The sequence below is a fragment of the Mesorhizobium sp. M0140 genome (genome assembly GCF_040322475.1).
In the GTDB taxonomy this organism is placed as follows: domain Bacteria; phylum Pseudomonadota; class Alphaproteobacteria; order Rhizobiales; family Rhizobiaceae; genus Mesorhizobium.
Map to the genome: position 1 here is coordinate 44,891 of NZ_JAMYTM010000016.1, position 17,434 is coordinate 62,324.

The 17,434-nt window shown below is 64.1% G+C and carries 15 protein-coding genes; 9 read left to right on the forward strand and 6 right to left on the reverse strand.

Annotation, left to right across the window (positions count from 1 at the left end; translation table 11 throughout):
* Positions 1-125: 125 nt before the first annotated feature.
* From sfnG to NKJ37_RS17605, 9 genes are all read left to right on the forward strand, one after another.
* A complete protein-coding gene (sfnG, locus tag NKJ37_RS17565; protein WP_352551211.1) occupies positions 126-1,229 on the forward strand; it encodes a dimethylsulfone monooxygenase SfnG in 1,104 nt (367 codons plus the stop codon).
* A gap of 114 nt (positions 1,230-1,343) precedes the next feature.
* Entirely contained in the window at positions 1,344-2,276 is a 933-nt protein-coding gene (locus tag NKJ37_RS17570) for an ABC transporter ATP-binding protein (protein WP_352551209.1), read from the forward strand.
* A complete protein-coding gene (locus NKJ37_RS17575) occupies positions 2,273-3,172 on the forward strand; it encodes a branched-chain amino acid ABC transporter permease (RefSeq protein ID WP_352673278.1) in 900 nt (299 codons plus the stop codon). Before NKJ37_RS17570 ends, NKJ37_RS17575 begins: the two co-directional genes overlap by 4 nt.
* A gap of 3 nt (positions 3,173-3,175) precedes the next feature.
* Entirely contained in the window at positions 3,176-4,216 is a 1,041-nt protein-coding gene (locus NKJ37_RS17580) for a branched-chain amino acid ABC transporter permease (RefSeq protein ID WP_352774485.1), read from the forward strand.
* A 66-nt stretch (positions 4,217-4,282) separates the two neighbouring features.
* Positions 4,283-5,620 carry an ABC transporter substrate-binding protein gene (locus NKJ37_RS17585; RefSeq protein WP_352629842.1) on the forward strand — a complete coding sequence of 446 codons (1,338 nt, stop codon included), beginning with the start codon at positions 4,283-4,285 and terminating at the stop codon, positions 5,618-5,620.
* Positions 5,621-5,701: 81 nt separating this feature from the next.
* Positions 5,702-6,508 carry an ABC transporter ATP-binding protein gene (locus NKJ37_RS17590; protein ID WP_352611573.1) on the forward strand — a complete coding sequence of 269 codons (807 nt, stop codon included), beginning with the start codon at positions 5,702-5,704 and terminating at the stop codon, positions 6,506-6,508.
* Positions 6,509-6,532: 24 nt separating this feature from the next.
* Positions 6,533-7,780, forward strand: coding sequence for an SfnB family sulfur acquisition oxidoreductase (locus NKJ37_RS17595; RefSeq protein ID WP_352719525.1), 1,248 nt, complete (start codon positions 6,533-6,535; stop codon positions 7,778-7,780).
* Between the two features lie 72 nt (positions 7,781-7,852).
* Positions 7,853-8,413: an FMN reductase gene (gene msuE, locus NKJ37_RS17600; RefSeq protein WP_352611572.1), complete on the forward strand. Its 561-nt coding sequence runs from the start codon at positions 7,853-7,855 to the stop codon at positions 8,411-8,413.
* A 116-nt stretch (positions 8,414-8,529) separates the two neighbouring features.
* A complete protein-coding gene (locus tag NKJ37_RS17605; protein WP_352719527.1) occupies positions 8,530-9,015 on the forward strand; it encodes a hypothetical protein in 486 nt (161 codons plus the stop codon).
* 15 nt (positions 9,016-9,030) lie between these two features.
* Here NKJ37_RS17605 and NKJ37_RS17610 read toward each other — a convergent pair whose 3' ends face one another.
* The 6 genes from NKJ37_RS17610 to NKJ37_RS17635 all read right to left on the reverse strand — a co-directional run bounded on the left by NKJ37_RS17610 (position 9,031) and on the right by NKJ37_RS17635 (position 17,339).
* The gene (locus NKJ37_RS17610) at positions 9,031-9,570 is read right to left on the reverse strand and encodes a hypothetical protein (RefSeq protein WP_352751708.1); all 540 of its coding nucleotides are present in this window, start codon (positions 9,568-9,570) and stop codon (positions 9,031-9,033) included.
* Positions 9,563-12,448, reverse strand: a complete 2,886-nt coding sequence (locus tag NKJ37_RS17615; protein WP_352751710.1) for a sarcosine oxidase subunit alpha family protein — start codon at positions 12,446-12,448, stop codon at positions 9,563-9,565. The genes NKJ37_RS17610 and NKJ37_RS17615 overlap by 8 nt, the downstream gene beginning before the upstream one ends.
* Complete coding sequence (locus NKJ37_RS17620; protein WP_352751712.1) at positions 12,445-12,711, reverse strand: sarcosine oxidase subunit delta; 267 nt, start codon at positions 12,709-12,711, stop codon at positions 12,445-12,447. The genes NKJ37_RS17615 and NKJ37_RS17620 overlap by 4 nt, the downstream gene beginning before the upstream one ends.
* Before the next feature lie 8 nt (positions 12,712-12,719).
* Positions 12,720-13,973: a sarcosine oxidase subunit beta gene (locus NKJ37_RS17625; protein ID WP_352751713.1), complete on the reverse strand. Its 1,254-nt coding sequence runs from the start codon at positions 13,971-13,973 to the stop codon at positions 12,720-12,722.
* 82 nt (positions 13,974-14,055) lie between these two features.
* Positions 14,056-16,467 carry a GcvT family protein gene (locus NKJ37_RS17630; protein WP_352751715.1) on the reverse strand — a complete coding sequence of 804 codons (2,412 nt, stop codon included), beginning with the start codon at positions 16,465-16,467 and terminating at the stop codon, positions 14,056-14,058.
* 212 nt (positions 16,468-16,679) lie between these two features.
* Entirely contained in the window at positions 16,680-17,339 is a 660-nt protein-coding gene (locus tag NKJ37_RS17635) for a TetR/AcrR family transcriptional regulator (RefSeq protein WP_352751717.1), read from the reverse strand.
* Positions 17,340-17,434 lie beyond the last annotated feature (95 nt).

Sequence of the window (17,434 nt, forward strand, 5' to 3'; positions counted from 1 at the left end):
GTCCCAAGAGGGGCTCAAAAACGGAAAATCCTTCTTTGTATATAGATTCTATAAACATAATAAATACCGACGAAACCGGCTGCGGTCGGATCGATCAACGAGATGGCCTGAATGGGAGACAGTTCATGGCACACGCAGAGACCGACTCGATCAAGTTTGCTTACTGGGTGCCGAATGTTTCGGGCGGCCTTGTGATCTCCAACATCGAGCAGCGCACCAACCATTCGGCCGAGTACAATCGCAAGCTGGCGCAGATCGCCGAGAAGTCCGGCTTTGATTACGCACTCAGCCAGATCCGCTTCACCGCCGGCTACGGCGCCGACGAGCAGCATGAATCGGTGGCGTTCAGCCATGATCTGCTGGCGGCGACCACAACGCTCAAGGTCATCGCGGCGATCCTGCCCGGACCGTGGAACCCGGCGCTGGCGGCCAAGCAGATCGCCACCATCAGCTATCTCACCAATGGCCGCGTCGCGATCAACCTCGTCTCCGGCTGGTTCCGTGGCGAGTTCCATGCCATCGGCGAGCATTGGCTCGACCATGACGAGCGCTATCGCCGCTCGGAGGAATTCATTCGTGCGCTGCGCGGAATATGGACCGAGGACAGCTTCACCTTCCGTGGCGATTTCTACCGCTTCAACGAATATTCGCTGAAGCCGAAACCGCCGCATCCGCTGCCCGAAATCTTCCAGGGCGGCTCGTCGCGCGCCGCGCGCGACATGGCATCGCGGGTCTCGGATTGGTACTTCACCAACGGCAACACGCCGGCCGAAATCGCCAAACAGGTCGACGACATCCAGGCCAAGGCGAAGGCCAACAACCATTCCGTCAAGGTCGGCGTCAATGCCTTCGCCGTCGTCCGCGAGACCGAGGATGAGGCCAGGGCGGTGCTCGCCGAGATCATCGCCAAGGCCAACCCCGAGGCGGTCAACGCTTTCGGCCACGAGGTCAAGAACGCCGGCAAAGCTTCGCCGGAAGGCGAGGGCAATTGGGCGAAATCCTCCTTCGACGATCTGGTCCAGTACAATGACGGCTTCCGCTCGAACCTGATCGGCACGCCAAGGCAAGTCGCCGAGCGCATCGTCGACCTGAAGCGCGCCGGCGCCGATCTCATCCTGCTCGGCTTCCTGCACTTCCAGGAAGAGGTCGAGTATTTCGGCAAGCATGTCATCCCGCTGGTCCGCGAACTGGAAAACGCCGAGGCGGCGGCGTCGCTGGCGGCGGAGTAGCCATCCCGCAGCCTGGCCCGCCACGGTCCGGCCAGCACACGCATGAAGGTTGCCGGCGCGCTCGATCCGTCGAGCGGCAATGAGGTTTTGCGCGCCTAATCAAGGACGATTGGAATGCCGTTGCCCAGTTATACTCTCGGAGTGATGGACGCTTCGGTCTATGCGCCGGAAGTCTTTGCGCGCGGCCTGCCGTCAAGCCCGCGGGAGCAGCAGTCCGAAGCCGGCAGCGAGGCGATCGGCTCCGTTACTGGTGTCGCCGCTCCGCTGCTTTCGCTCCAGGGCATCGGCCTGTCGTTCGGCGGCGTCGTCGCACTGGCCGATATCGACCTGTCGGTTCACCCAGGCGAAATTCGCGCCATCATCGGCCCGAACGGCGCCGGCAAAAGCTCGCTGATCAACGTCATCAGCGGCGTCTATCGGCCGGATCGCGGCCACGTCCGGCTCGACGGCACCTTCTATGCCCAGGTGCCGACGCAGCAGTTGGCTCACCTCGGTGTCGCCAGAACCTTCCAGAACCTTGCACTGTTCAAGGGTCTCAGCGTCCTCGACAATGTCGCTTCCGGCCTCGCCTACAAGGTTCGCTCCAACTTTGCCGGCCAGGTGCTCGGCATCGGCCGCTCGCGCGGCGAGCAGCGCGAAACACGCAGCCGCGCGGAACAGATCCTCGAATTTCTCGACCTCACCGCCATTCGCGACCGTCTTGTCGGCACCTTGCCTTACGGACTGCAGAAGCGTGTCGAACTGGCCCGCGCACTGGTGGCCGAGCCGCGTCTGCTTTTGCTCGACGAGCCGATGGCCGGCATGACCGCGAGCGAAAAGAGCGAGATGGCGGCTTTCGTCCGTGCCGCGCGCGATCGTTTCGCCACCACCGTGGTGTTGATCGAGCACGATGTCGGCGTCGTCATGGGCCTGTCCGACCGCATTGCCGTTCTCGACTACGGCCGCAAGATCGCCGACGCCACGCCAGACGAGGTCAGGAACGACCAGCGCGTCATCGATGCCTACCTCGGCGTCGCCTCGGACAATGAGGACGGGGCAGGCATATGATCGCCGATTTCGACTACCAGTTCTTCATCGAAGTGCTCGTCGGCGGCCTGCTCTCCGGCGTCATGTACTCGCTGGTCGCGATCGGCTTCGTGCTGATCTACAAGACCTCGGGCGTGCTCAATTTCGCGCAAGGCGCGATGCTGTTGTTCGCGGCACTCACCTTCGTCAGCCTTATCGAGCGCGGCATCCCGTTCGCGCTGGCGCTGGTGATCACTTTCGCCATCATGGTCGCCATGGGTGTCGCCATCGAGCGCACGGTGCTGCGGCCGCTGACCAACAAGCCGCCGATCACACTGTTCATGGCGACGCTCGGCCTGTCCTACATCATCGAGGGCGCCGCCCAGCTGATCTGGGGCACGCAGGTCCACGGCCTCGATCTCGGCATCGAGGACGTGCCGCTGGAAATCGGCGGCGTGCTGATCAGCCAGTTCGACATTTTTGCCGCAGTGGTTGCCGCCGGCATGGTCCTCTTGCTGTCGCTGTTTTTCCGCTACACCCGCATCGGCCTCTCCTTTCGCGCCGTCGCCGACGATCAGTTCGCGGCCCTCGCGGTCGGTCTCAGGCTGCCGCTGATCTGGGCCACCGTCTGGGCTGCTGCCGGTCTTGTCGCACTGGTGGCGGGACTGCTCTGGGGTGCGCGCCTCGGTGTGCAGTTCTCGCTGTCGCTGGTGGTGCTCAAGGCGCTGCCGGTGCTGGTGCTCGGCGGCTTCGATTCCATCCTCGGTGCCATCGTCGGCGGGTTGCTGATCGGCGCCAGCGAGAAGCTCGCCGAGGTCTATATCGGAGACTATTTCGGCGGCGGCATAGAGAGCTGGTTCGCCTATGTCGTCGCGCTGGCCTTCCTGCTGATCCGTCCTTCCGGCCTGTTCGGCCAGAAGCTCGTCGAGAGGATCTGAGCCATGACCGCCATAACAAGCGATTTCTCGTCCGCGCCGGTGCTGCCGAAATGGGTCGTGCCCGTGTTGCTGCTCGCCTTCGCCTATGGCGTCGTGCCGCTGATCGGCTCGAGCTATCTGTTCGAGGCCATCCTGCTGCCGTTCCTGGCGCTCAGCCTCGCCGGCGTGGGCTTGAACATCCTGACCGGCTATGCCGGCCAGGTTTCGCTGGGTAGTGCTGCCTTCATGGCGGCGGGCGCCTTCGCCGCCTATAATTTCAACCTGCGCGTCGAAGGCCTGCCGCTGATCGGCAGCATTTTCCTGGCCGGCATCGTCGCCGCCGCGATCGGCATCGTCTTCGGCCTGCCTAGCCTGCGGCTCAAAGGCTTCTACCTCGCGGTTTCGACGCTCGCCGCGCAGTTCTTCGTGCAATGGGCGCTGACCAAGTTCAGCTGGTTCTCCAACAACTCGGCTTCCGGCGTCATCGACGCGCCGAGATTGTCGATTTCAGGCTTCGCGCTCGACGGCGCCATCGGCCGCTATCTCTTCGCGCTAACCATCGTCACCGTGCTGACCTTCCTCGCCCATCGGCTGGTCTCGTCGCAGACCGGGCGCAACTTCATCGCCATCCGCGACAATGAAACCGCTGCCCGCATCATCGGCATCCCGGTGCTGAAGACCAAGCTGCTGGCCTTCGCCATCTCGTCCTTCATCATCGGCGTCGCCGGCGTCATCTGGGCCTTCGCGTATCTGCGGACCGTCGAGCCGGATGGCTTCGACCTCGACCGGTCGTTCCAGATACTGTTCATCATCATCATCGGTGGCCTGGCTTCGATCCGCGGCGCATTTTTCGGCGCCGCCCTCATCGTGGTCTTCCCGCTCGCTCTTTCGCGCCTCGGCGGCTTCCTGCTTGGCGATCTTTTCGATTCGGGCGTGCTCGACATGAGCCAGCGCATCGCGCTGGGCGCGCTCATCATCCTGTTTCTGATCCTTGAACCCGACGGGCTGGTGGCGCTGTGGGACAGGGTCCGAAGACGGCTCCTGTCCGCCTGGCAGTCGACTTGAGCTGACGCATCCGAAAATGAACCAGAGGCCGAACCCAAGACGGCCCATACCGGGAGTACCTCAACCATGAATTTCCTGAACACAATCAAGGCGGCGGCGCTGTCCGCGGCGATGATCGTGTCGGTGGCCTTGCCCGCCGCGCACGCCGACGAACAGTATTTCCCGCTGCAGAGCTATCGTGTCGGGCCGTATGCGGCCGGCGGCACCGGCTTCTTCGGCGGCTTCATCGATTATCTCAACCTCATCAACATCCGCGACGGCGGCGTCAACGGCGTCAAGCTGACCTGGGACGAATGCGAGACCCAGTACGAGGTCGAGCGCGGCGTCGAATGCTACGAGCGGCAGAAGAGCCATGCCGGTGCCGCCGCCTGGAACCCGCTCTCGGTCGGCATCGCCTACGCCATGATCGACCGCATCACCGCCGACAAGGTGCCGCTGATCACCGTCAACCACGGCCGCACCGATTCCACAGATGGACGCGTTTTCCCCTACGTCTTCCCGCTGCTGCTCAATCCTTACAGCGAGACATCAGGCATCGTGAACTACATCGCCTCCAAGGAAGGCGGCATCGACAGACTGAAGGGCAAGAAGATCGTCGTGCTCTATCACGGCTCGCCTTACGGCAAGGAAACCATCCCGATCTATGAATTGCTGGCGCAGAAATACGGCTTCACCGTGCAGCAGATCGAGGTGCCGCATCCCGGTAACGAGCAGCAGTCGCAGTGGCTGACGATCCGCCGCGCCAAGCCGGACTTCGTCGTCCTGCGCGGGTGGGGCGTGATGAACCCGGTGGCGTTGAAAACGGCGGTCAAGGTCGGCTTTCCCGTCGATCACATCGTCGGCAATGTCTGGTCGAACTCGGAAGAGGATGTCATCCCGGCCGGCGACGCCGCCAAGGGTTACACCGCCATCACCACCCAGGCTTCCGGCAACTCCTACCCGGTGGTTCAGGAGATCGTGAAGACGGTCTACGGCGCCGGCAAGGGTAACCTCGAAGACAAGGCGCGTATCGGCTCGGTCTACCACAATCTCGGCATCGTCAACGGCATCCTCAATGTCGAGGCGATCCGCGTCGCGCAGGAGAAGTTCGGCCACCGCACGCTGACCGGCGACGAGGTCCGCTGGGGCTTCGAGCACCTCAAGCTTGATCCGGCCAAAGTCGAGGCGCTTGGCGCCAAGGACCTGTTCCACTCGATCAATGTCAGCTGGGACAATCACGAAGGCGAGGGCTACGTGACCTTCCAGCAGTGGGACGGCAAGAAGTGGAACGTCGTCTCCGACTGGATCGCGCCGGACTGGGCGCTGCTGCGGCCAATCATCGAGAAGTCCGCCGAGGCCTACGCCGCCGAGAAGGGCATCAAGCTGCGCACCGCGGATGATGCCAACGCAGTGACCACCAACTGATCAGGGCAGAGCCGGGCGCAGCGGATAGGGTTCCGCAGCGCCCGGCCTGTTCGGTTCATCGAACCACAAAATGAGAGCCCCATGCCGGACGATGACGTCATTCTTGCCGTGGATACGGTTCATGCCACCTACAACCACGCCATCACGGCGCTGCACGGCGTCAGCTTCGAACTTCGGCGCGGCCAGATCCTGGCATTGCTTGGCGCCAATGGCGCCGGCAAGACCACGACGCTCAAGGCCGTCTCCAATTTGCTGCCGGCCGAGCGTGGCCAGGTCAATGCAGGCACCATCCGCTATGAAGGCTCGGATGTCTCGCGCCGCAAGCCGGGCGATCTCGTGCGCGCCGGCCTGGTCCAGGTGCTGGAAGGCCGGCATTGCTTCAAGAGCCTCACCGTCGAGGAAAATCTGGTTGCCGGCGGCATTGGCCGCAGTGGCCGCCGCGCCGAGATCAACGAAGATCTCGAGCGGATCTACGGCTATTTCCCGAGGCTCAGGGAAAAGCGCCGGACATCGTCCGGCCTGACTTCTGGCGGCGAACAGCAGATGACCGCCATCGGCCGGGCGCTGATGTCGCGGCCGCGCCTGCTGGTCCTCGACGAACCGTCGATGGGTCTCGCGCCGCTCATCGTCCAGGACATCTTCCAGACGCTCAGAAAGCTGAACCGCGAGACCGGCCTGTCGATCCTGGTCGCCGAGCAGAATTCGGCGGTGGCGCTCCGTTATGCCGACCACGCCACTGTGCTCGAAAACGGCGTCTCCGTTCTCACTGGTGCGGCCGCCGAGCTTCGCCAGCGCGAGGACATCAGGGCCTTCTACCTCGGTCAATCGACCGCCGGGCAACAGCCTTCGCCCGCCGTCAAACCAGCCCATCTCCATGCCGTTGCCTGAAATGAAATCCCAAGGAGCAGTGAAATGACCGTTTCGACCGTCAAGACCGACCAGGCTTCCGCCGCCGTGCCGGCAGTCGCAAGACCGACCGCGCCGGCGCACATCATCAAGGACGCCGCCGAGGCGATTGCTATCGCCCACGCGCTCGCCGCCGAATTCGTCAAGGACTCCTCAAGGCGCGACCGCGAGCGGATCTGGCCGGTTGCCGAACTCGATGCCTTTTCGCAAAGCGGCCTGTGGTCGATCAACGTGCCCAAGGCATTCGGCGGGCCGGAATTGTCCTATGCGACGCTGGCGAAGGTGATCGAGATCATCTCGGCGGCCGATTCCTCGATCGGCCAGATTGCCCAGAACCATCTCGGCGTGGTCGCCGCCATCCGCACCGTGTCCGACGCGGACCAGCAGAAGCTGCTGTTTGCCGAAGCGTTGAAAGGCACGCGGTTCGGCAACGCCTTTTCCGAGTTCGGCTCCAAACGCGCCGCCGATTTCGAAACCCGCTTCACCGATGCCGGCGACCATGTCGTCGTCAATGGCCGCAAATTCTATTCGTCCGGCGCGCTGCTCGCTCATCTCGTGCCGATCGTCGCGCTCGATGACCAAGGCCGTGCCTGGTATGCGATCGCCGACCGCGGCGCGCCCGGCTTGACCGTCATCGACGATTGGTCGAGCTTCGGCCAGCGCACGACGCTGTCCGGCACCGTCATCATCGACAACGTCAAGGTGCCGAAGACGCATCTGGTGCCAGGCTACAAGGGTTTTGACAGGCCAACCGCCGACGGCGCCATCTTCCAGATCATCCAGGTGGCGGTCGACACCGGCATCGCCCAGGCAGCGATCGACGAGACGGTCAATTTCGTCAGGACCAAGAGCCGAGCCTGGATCGACAGTGGCGTCGACAATGCCTGGGACGATCCCTACACCATCCAGGCCATCGGCGACCTGACGCTGCGCCTGCACGCGGCGCAGGCGCTGCTGGAAAAGGCCGGCCTGGCAATCGACCGGGCGGTGATCGAGCCGACCGCCGAGACGGTGGCGCACGCCCAGATCGTCACCGCCGAGGCAAAAATCCTGTCGACCGAGATCGCCATTGCCGCCACCAACAGGCTGTTCGAACTTGCGGGAACCCGCTCGACGCTGGCCGAACACAATCTCGACCGGCATTGGCGCAACGCGCGCACGCACACGCTGCACGATCCGGTGCGCTGGAAATATTCGATCCTCGGCAAATATTTCCTCAACGGCGAAAACCCGCCGCTGCACGCCTGGAGCTGATTTCTCACCGGCGGGCGAGAGGCTCGCCACAGCAAAATTTTTCGGCCACTATACCCCAAGAGGTTCACTGCCATGTCAAATCCAACAGTCGTCGGCTTTTCCGGCAACATCACCCGGCCGTCAAAGACGCGCGCCTTCGTCGATCTGGTCACCAGGGACATCGCCGCCAGCCACAGCCTGTCGGCGAGCACCTATGATATCGAGGACCTCGGTCCGTCGCTGGGAACGGCGAAATGGGCCCGCGATCTCGACGGCCAGGCGCGCGTGATCCTGGAGGAAATCCTCGCCGCCGACGTGCTCGTCGTCGGCTCGCCGACCTACAAGGGCAGCTATACCGGCCTGTTCAAGCACTTCTTCGACCTGATCGATCCGGCAGCGCTGCGGGGGAAGCCCATCGTGTTGACGGCGACCGGCGGTGGCGAGCGCCACGCCTTGATTGTCGAACATCAGCTGCGGCCGCTGTTCGGCTTCTTCGAGGCCTTTGCGCTGCCCACCGCCGTCTACGCCACCGACAAGGATTTCACCGACGGCGTGCTACACTCCGAGGCGATCCTTAAGCGTGCCGCGCAGGCGGTCGACGAGGTCGGCTTCGTGCTGGCCAACCGCTCGGCAGGCAGGATCGCCGCCGAATAGACGCCGTCGGCGGATTACGCCGCAATCGAAATTCGCGTAATGATTGATCTCGCTTACGCAATTTACGACTGCCCGCTAAAAACGTTCCTGTCTGATTCGTCTAGGACAGGAACGTCATGAGCAAAGCCCTCACATCCTTCGCATTGGTCGCCGTGCTGACCGCCTTGCTCATGGCGTTGAGCCTGGCTGTCGCCAGGCACGGCTATCCCTATGGTGCCATCGGCGTCAGGCGTCTTGACGGCATCGCCGACGCCGGCGTGTTCATCCCGATTGCCGCTGTCTATTTCTTCAGCGCAATGCTGATGATGATCCTGCCGATCAGGGCGGCCGGCGTCGTCCTGACCCATGCCGCCGACGCCCTCTTCTGGACCGTGATTGCACTGGTTGCGACCATCGTCGGCTGTCTTGTCGCCAGATGGGCGTTCGGGCAGGGCAGCGCCGTGTGGGCATTGCTGAACTGGCGGTTCCTGTTTGCGGCGGCGATCGTCGGTTGTCACTTCGTCATGAACGAGCTGCGTCGCAACGTGCTGTTGCGCAGCCTGTTCTTCGTCGTCTTTGCCGCCGCGACGCTGGCCTGCCTGTTCTGGTCGTTCACGCTCTGATCGCACTGCCGCCGGCTAAGCGGCTGATCCGGCGGCGATGTTGCCGACGGCAATTTCCATCCATGTCCAGAGATAGGCGGCAAGACCGCGATCGACATGGATGCGCAGCTTGCCGTCATGGCGATAGACGACGGCGCTGATGCCGGCGAAGGAAAGCGCTGCACTGGCACTTGGCTGGCTGGGATCGAGCGTCGTTCCACGCGCGATGAAAGCGTCGAGTGCCGTGCCCTCGGCCTCGAATATTTGCAACCCGGCGCTGATCGCCGTCGCCGCGAAGCCGTCTGCATGCCAGCCCGTGGCGATGACGAAGGGGCTGTTCGACACGACGAGCAACCGGTCGCGCGCCAGCCGCGCCGCATAGCGGTCGCCTTGTGCGGGGCCAAAAGCGCCTACGCCAGTTCCGTCGACACCGGAAGCCCGTGCCCACGCGTCGAGGTTGCCGCTGACCAGCAACTGGTTGAGGCCGAGGGCTGCTCGTATCGCAAGGCCCGGCGTGGCGATGACCGCGCCCTGCCAGTCCGGTGCAACGGACCATTTTTCCGCGAGATCACGCATGCAGCCGGTCTCCTGCCGGGTCGAAGGTGCAAGGTGCGGTAATCATCGCCTTGCTGATCTTGCCGAGATGCTGGATGTCGATCGCCTCGCCGTGCCGGGCCGCGCCACGCTCGATCAGGCCAAGCGCAACCGGGCGGCCGAGCGTCGGGCTCTGGTAGCTCGAGGTGACAAAGCCCTGGCTGCGCAATCCGCCGTCGATCCGTTTGATGCCATGCGCGCCGGTCGGCAGCGGCGCTTCGCCTTGCGGCACCGCCAGCCCGACAAGCTGCAAGCGGTTGTCACGCGAGGCCTCTTCGGTGAACAGCGAGCGGCGGCCGACGAACTCGCTCTGGCGTTTGACGCGAGGGCCTTCAACGCCGAGATCATGCGGCAGCGTGGTGCCGTCAGTGTCCTTGCCGATGACGATAAAGCCTTTCTCGGCGCGCAGAATCATCAGCGCTTCGAGGCCGATGACAACGGCATCGAAGGCCTGGCCGGCCTGGCGCAGTTGCGCCCATAACGGCTCGGCGCGATCGGCCCGGATGGAGATTTCGTAGCTCCTGTCGCCAGTGAAGCTGACGCGGGCAATGCGGACATCGTCGCCGGCATAGGTGCCATGAGCGATCGCCATATGCGGCAGGTCGGCATCGTCGAGCGAGAGGCCGAGGCCAAGCGTTTCGAGCAGTTTTCGGGAGTTTGGCCCCGAGACGGTCAGCGTCGCCATGTCTGATGTGGCGTTGTGGATGTAGACGGCGTCGCGCCCAAAACGGTCCTGACGCCATTCCTCCAGCCGGGCGTGAACGGCAGCGACATGCGAGGACGAGCACGAGACGACGAAGCGATGCTCGTCCAGCCGCACCAGAACGCCGTCGTCGAAGACCACGCCGTTCTCCGACAGCATGAAGCCGTAGCGGCAGCGGCCGGGCTTCAGCGTCGACATGGTGTTGTAGTACAGGAAATCCACGAATGCGGCCGCCTGCGGCCCGATCACCTCGATCTTGCCGAGCGTCGAACCATCGAACAGCGCCACGGATTGACGGGCGCGCCGCGCCTCGTCCGCGATCGAACGCTCCGCATCTGCCGCGCCGCCATAGTGAGCCGGGCGCAGCCAGCCGCCATATTCCTGGAAGACAGCGCCGGCAGCGCGGTGGACGTTCTCCAGTGGCAACCGCCGCACCGGCACCATCAATTCGCCGACGCGCGCGCCGGCAAAGCTTGCCAGCGGCACCGGCGTGAACGGCGGCCGATATGTAGTGGTGCCAACCTCCGGCACGGTGCGGCCGGTGATGCCTGCCATCAGCGCCAGGCCCGGCAGGTTGGAGGTCTTGCCCTGGTCGGTCGCCATGCCGAGCGTGGTGTAGCGCTTCAGATGTTCGACCGAGACGAAGTTTTCGCGCGCTGCCAACTCGACGTCCTTCACCGTCACGTCGTTTTGATAGTCGATCCAGATGCGTCCCTTCGAGCCCGGCATCGGCCATGCCGCCAGAATGCCTCCCGTCGCCTCCGGTCCGGTGCTCCGCGGTAGGGGAGCCTTCGTCTGGCCGAGCGATGCAACGGCGGTGCTGGCGCCAGCAAACACCTCCGACAAGGAAACCGCGCCGGCAGCCGCACCTGCCACCGCGATGTTATCGACCGGATCGCCCGGCAGAAAGGCCGCGCGCGCCTCGCTCCAGGCGAGCTTGCCCTTGGCTTGGCCGAAGAGATGGATGGTCGGCGTCCAGCCGCCCGAGATCAGGACGCAATCGGCATCGAACCTCGTGCCGTCGTCGAGCGTTACGCCGTCGACGCGCAGCCTGCCGCTGGCGGATATGAGAGAACGCCCTTTGGCCAGCCGGACATTGGCCGGCGCGGCAGGCGTGCCGTCGCGCCGGATGTCGACAAGCCTGACTTCGGCGCCGGCCTCGGCAAGCGCCCCCGCCACCTCATAGGCGCTGTCATTGTTGGTGGCGACGACGATGCGGCGGCCGACCAGCACAGCGTGGCGCCGGAGATAGGCGAGCGCCGCATCCGCCGATAGGATGCCCGGCAGGTCGTTGTTGGCGAAGGGCAGCGGCCGCTCGATGGCGCCGGCCGCCAGCACGATCTGGCGCGGCCTGACCCGCCACAGCGTATCCGGCCGGCCGTCGAGATGACGCTGGTTCAGCCCGACCAGATTGTGGTCGTAAATGCCGAAGGCGGTGGTCGAAGGCAGGATGAGGTGACCGCCAGCGGCAAGCTCGGCAATCGTCTCCTTGACCCATACGGCCGCCGGCTTGCCGTCGATCTCCGCGGCACGATGGCCGAGCGATCCGCCGGGGCTATGCTGGTCGTCGACCAGTGTGACGGTCAGGCCAGCACCAGACGCCAGCCTTGCCGCCGCCAGCCCTGCCGGTCCCGCGCCTACAACCAGCACATCGCAATGATGGTTGATCTGGTCCGCCGTGCCCGGCGAGATCCAGTCGGCGTCGACTGTGCCCAATCCCGCCATGGCGCGGATGCGCGGCTCGAACCTGTGCCAGTCCGGCCACATGAAAGTCTTGTAGTAGAACGCCGCCGGTATGAAGCGTGCGAAACGGTCGAGAAAGGCGTTGCGGTCGGCCAGCGCGCTGGGCGTGGCGTTGACGCTTTTCGCCACCAGCCCGTCGCGCGCCGGCTCGGTCGTGGCGCGCGTGTTGGGCTTCGCTGGCACGCTGCCGCCGAGATCGACCAGCGCGTTCGGCTCCTCGACGCCGGCACCCCAGATGCCGCGCGGCCGGTGATATTTGAAGCTGCGGCCGACGACCGCGACGTCGCCGGCCAGCAGCGCCGAGGCGATGGTGTCGCCGGCAAAGCCATGCACGGTGGCGCCGTCGAAGCTGAAGCGGATCGGGCGCGAGCGGTCGATAGCGCTGCCGCCGGTGGCAAGACGCGAGGCGGTCACGCGGCATGCTCCCCGTCGAGAGCGGCCGAAGACAGCACCTTGTGGGTGATGGTGTCCCGCTCCATGACGAAGAACTCGCCGCAAATCATGTGAACCCAGATCTCGCGCGCCGTGCCTTTCGGATTGCCGCGCAGATAGAGGTACTCAGCCCAGCGATCGATCGGCACGTCGGCACCGTCAGGCCTGATGTTGCCGGCATCGCCGCCATAGTGGAATTCGGTCTCGTCACGCGGGCCGCAAAATGGGCAAGGGAACAACTGCATGATTGCCTCTAATGCGCGATGCCGGAGCCGGCCGCTTCGTCGATCAGCCGCCCGCTGGCGAAGCGATCGAGGTCGAAGGGGCGGCTGATGTCGTTGTGCTTGCCGGTCGCCAGCAGGTTCGCAAGCAGCGTTGCGCCGGCGGGAATGGCCTTGAAGCCGCCCGTGCCCCAGCCGCAATTGAGAAACAGGCCGGGCAGCGGCGATTCGCCGATGATCGGCGAGGAGTCCGGCACGACATCGACGATCCCGGCCCATTGCCGCATCAGCTTGAGCTGGCCGAAGATCGGAAACATTTCCAAAAGGCCGGCAATCACCCCCTCCAGCGTCGGCAGATTGCCGCGCTGCGCATAGGAAGGGATGCGGTCAAGGCCGCCGCCGATGACGATCTCGCCCTTGTCCGACTGGCTGACATAGACGCCGCAGCCGGGCGACAGCACCACCGTGTCGAGGATCGGCTTGACCGGCTCGGACACGCAGGCTTGCAGCGCATAGGAATTGATCGGCAGCCGGAAGCCGGCCTTTGCCGCCAGCACCGAAGAATGCCCGGCTACCGCCATGCCGATGCGCTCGGCACGGATCGCGCCACGCGAAGTCTGGACGCCGCGACAGCGGCCGCCTTCGATGATGAAATCAGTGATCTCGCAGTTCTGGATGATATCGACGCCGAGCCGGCTCGCCGCCCGCGCGTAGCCCCAGGCGACGGCGTCATGGCGCGCCGTGCCGGCCCTGCCTTGCCAGATGCCGCCGAACACCGGGAAGCGCGCGTCCGGCGAAAAATTGTAGATCGGCGCCACCCGGCGCACATCCTCGGGAGAAAACAATTCGGCATCGATGCCGTTGATCTGCATAGCGTTGACGGTGCGCGCCCCGATCTCCATCTCCACGGTCGAGTGGCACAGATTGACCATGCCGCGCTGCGACAGCATGACATTGTAGTTCAGGTCCTTGCCCAGCCCTTCGTAAAGGCGGTGCGCCAGCCCGTAGAGCTCAACGCTTTCCGGGTAATAGTAGTTGGAGCGCACCACGGTGGTGTTGCGGCCGGTGTTGCCGCCGCCGATCCAGCCCTTTTCCAGCACAGCGACCCTGGTGATGTTGTGGTTCTTTGCCAGGTAATAGGCCGTCGCCAGCCCATGGCCGCCGCCGCCGATGACGATCGCGTCGTAGGCTGGCTTCGGCTCGGGCGAGCGCCAGGCCGGCTTCCAGCCGGTCTGGCCGGCCAGGCCCTCCTTGAACAGCGACAATGCGGAATAGCGTCTGGTCATGGCGTGCCGGACAGATCTGATTTTCTGAAGGGAACGTGGATCATTGCATGGTCTTTTGCACGGATGCCGCCGGTTCGATCGGTCATGCCCGCATCGCCTTGCCCAGTGGATCGTATGGCGACGAAGCGATGACGCGCGCACCTCTTTCGACGCCGACGATGTGGGTTGTCAACTGCGTATCGATCTCGGCCGCCTCGCGCTCGACCAGCGCCATGGCGAGGCTCTTGCCGACCGTATGGCCATAGCCGCCGGAGGTGACGAAGCCGGCAAGCCTGCCTCTGTTCCAGACCGGCTCGTAGCCACTGGCATCGGCATCCGCCGCGTCGATTTCGAGCGTCACCAGCGTGCGCCTCGATGAAGCCTTCTGCTCTTTCAGGGCCGCCTCCCGCCCGATGAAATCGCCCTTGTCGAAGGCGATCCAGCGGTCCATCCCGGTCTCATCAGGCGTATAGTCCTGCGTGAACTCGCGCGACCAGATGCCAAAGCTCTTTTCGAGGCGCAGCGAATTGACCGCGCCGAAGCCGTATTCGGTGACGCCCAGATCGCTGCCTGCGGCAAGCAGCGCACGGCGCAGGCCCGCGTGCTCATTGGCCTGGCAATGGATCTCGTAGCCGAGCTCGCCGATGACCGACAGCCGACCGACCTTGGCCCGCACCAGGCCGACATCCAATGTCTTGCAGGCGAGGAAGCCGAAAGCCTCGTGCGAGACATCCTGGTGTGTCAGCCGCTCGAGCAGCATTCGCGCATTGGGTCCGGCGAGCGAGAAACCAACAATGGCGTCCGAAATGTCGCGGACGGTGACGCCTTCGCTCATATGCTGCTCGAACCAGCGCATATGCCACTGGCGCAGATAGTAGGATCCCATGATCCACCAGGAGCCATCTCCCCAGTTGAAGACGGTGAGGTCGCCCTTGAGTTTGCCGTTTTCGCCCAGCATCGGCGCGAGCTTGGCGCGTCCCGGCTTGGGCAGCGCACAGGCAAGCAGCCGGTCCAGCCAAGCCTCGGCCCGCGGACCGGTGATCTCGTAGCGCGAGAAAGCTGATATATCGAGCAGGCCGACACCTTCGCGCACTTTGCGGCATTCCTGTGCGACAATGTCGAAGGCGTTGGAGCGCTTCAGCGTCGGTGTCTCGACGAAACCTTGCGGCGCGAAATAGAGCGGCACTTCCATGCCCCATGAATTGCCCCAGCGCGCGCCGGCGGCATCCATCGCGTCATGCGCGCCGGCTGTCTTCAAGGGCCGTCCCGCCGGCAGCTGCTCGTTGGGATAGCTCATGACGAAGCGGCGCGAATAGAACTGCCCGGTGGTCTGCCTGATGTATTCGCGGTTGGAGGCGAAGTCGCCATAGCGGGCGATGTCCATGCCGTAGACGTCGGCTTCCGGCTCGCCATGGATCATCCATTCGGCCAGCGACTTGCCGACGCCGCCGCCTTGCAGGAAACCGGCCATGACGCCGCACGCCACCCAGTAATTGGGCACGCCGCGCACCGGGCCGACCAGCGGATTGCCGTCCGGTGAGAAGGTGAAGGCGCCGTTTACCCAGCGCTTGATGCCGGCTGTCTCTAGGCAGGGGTAACGGCTGAAGCCGAGCGCCAGCTCGTCGGCGATGCGGTCGGTATCTTCCTGGATCAGTTCGATGCCGTAGTCCCAGGGCGCCCCGTCCATGTTCCAGTGCTTGTGGTTGACCTCATAGATACCAAGCAGAAGGCCTTTCTGCTCCTGGCGCATGTAGGTGAAGCCTTCGAGATCGACGATCAGCGGCAATTCCATGTCCAGCGCCTGGATTTCGGGCAATGCCTCGGTGACGAGATAATGGTGTTCCATCGGCGATACCGGCAGGTCGATGCCGGCCATCCTGCCGACCTGCTTGGCCCACAGTCCGCCGGCATTGACGACGTGCTCGGCAATCACCATGCCCTTCTCGGTGACCACGTCCCAGCCGCCATCGGCGCGGCGGTTCAGTTCCAGCACCCGGTTGTGCTCGATGATGTCGGCGCCGCGCAGCCTGGCTGCCTTGGCATAGGCGTGCACGACGCCTGAGGGATCGATATGGCCCTCGCGCGCGGCATAGAGGCCTCCCAGCATGCCGTCGGTGTTGAGGATCGGGCAGCGCTGCTTGATCTCATCGACACCGACCAGGTGGACATCGTCGATGCCCATGGTCTGGAAGATGCGGTAGGAGGCCTTGAGCCATTTCCAGCGCTCGGGCGCCGAGGCGACCGAGATGCCGCCGGTCATGTGCATGCCGATGCTCTGGCCCGATTCCTTCTCGACCTCGGAGAGCAGGTCGATCGTATAGGCCTGCAGGGCGGCGATGTTGGGATCGGCGTTCAGCGCATGGAACCCGCCGGCCGCATGCCAGCTCGATCCCGCTGTCAGTACCTCGCGTTCGATAAGCGCGACGTCGCTCCAGCCGAACTTCGCCAGGTGATAGAGCACCGAGGCTCCAACCACGCCGCCGCCGATGACGATCGCCCTGTATTGGGATTTCATCCTGTCGCACTCCACCCAGTCAGTGTGGCGTACCCTATCGGTATTGTACATATGTGTCTAGAGCTTGGCGGAGGACGGAATGAACGGTCCATGACGCCGCTTTGCGCCGATGCGGCAGAGGGGCGTCTCCGCTGCTGTCGGCAGCAAACGTGCTTGCTATTTGGGCCGATGCGCCCGCGAAGTCGCCAGCTGCGGGGGCCGAGCGGGCCGTACTATCGGTTGCGCGAAAGCGTTTTCTCGACATAGCGCGAGAAGTCTTCGACATCCTCCTCCGGAGGCTCCTGGCCGGTGAAGCTGCGCAGATAACCGGCGACGTGAGGCAGGCGGCTGCTCATCGGCTCGTTGAGCTCAAGCGAGTAATAGCCGATCTGCATGAAATACAGCACACGGGCTCGCACGAACGCGTCTTCTTCCTCATAGCCGTGGCGCATGAACATGTCGCGGATGGCGTTGACGCGCTCCTCGTCGGCCTCGTCGAGCGCGCGCCTGATGGCGGGCGAGCGGCGGGCCCAGGCCCTGATCGCGAAATCCAGCTGCGGATCGAACAGTTTTTCGTCCACCCAGCATTCGAAAATGCTCATCACCCCGCGGATCACGGTCGCGGAAGGCCGCCTGGCCCGTTCGACGATGAACCTGGTGTTGGTCTGCCGCCAGTAATCCAGCAATTGATCGAGCAGATCCTGTCGGCTCTTGAAATACCAGTAGAAGCTGGAACGCGACACATCGAGCTTCTGTCCAAGCGTCAGCACGCGGACGCGTTCGACACCGTCAGAGATCAACGTTTCAAGCGCAAGCTTCAGCCAGTCTTCGCGAGTGGCCTTGATATTGCCGGTGGCGCCGGCGCGCTGAATCGTCGTTTCGAGAGCTGCCATCGACACGACGCATGACACGCTGCCTCAGGCAAATCAAGGCTATGGACATTTGTGTACAGACCAAATCGGCCCCAAGCCGAATGATGCATCGTGGC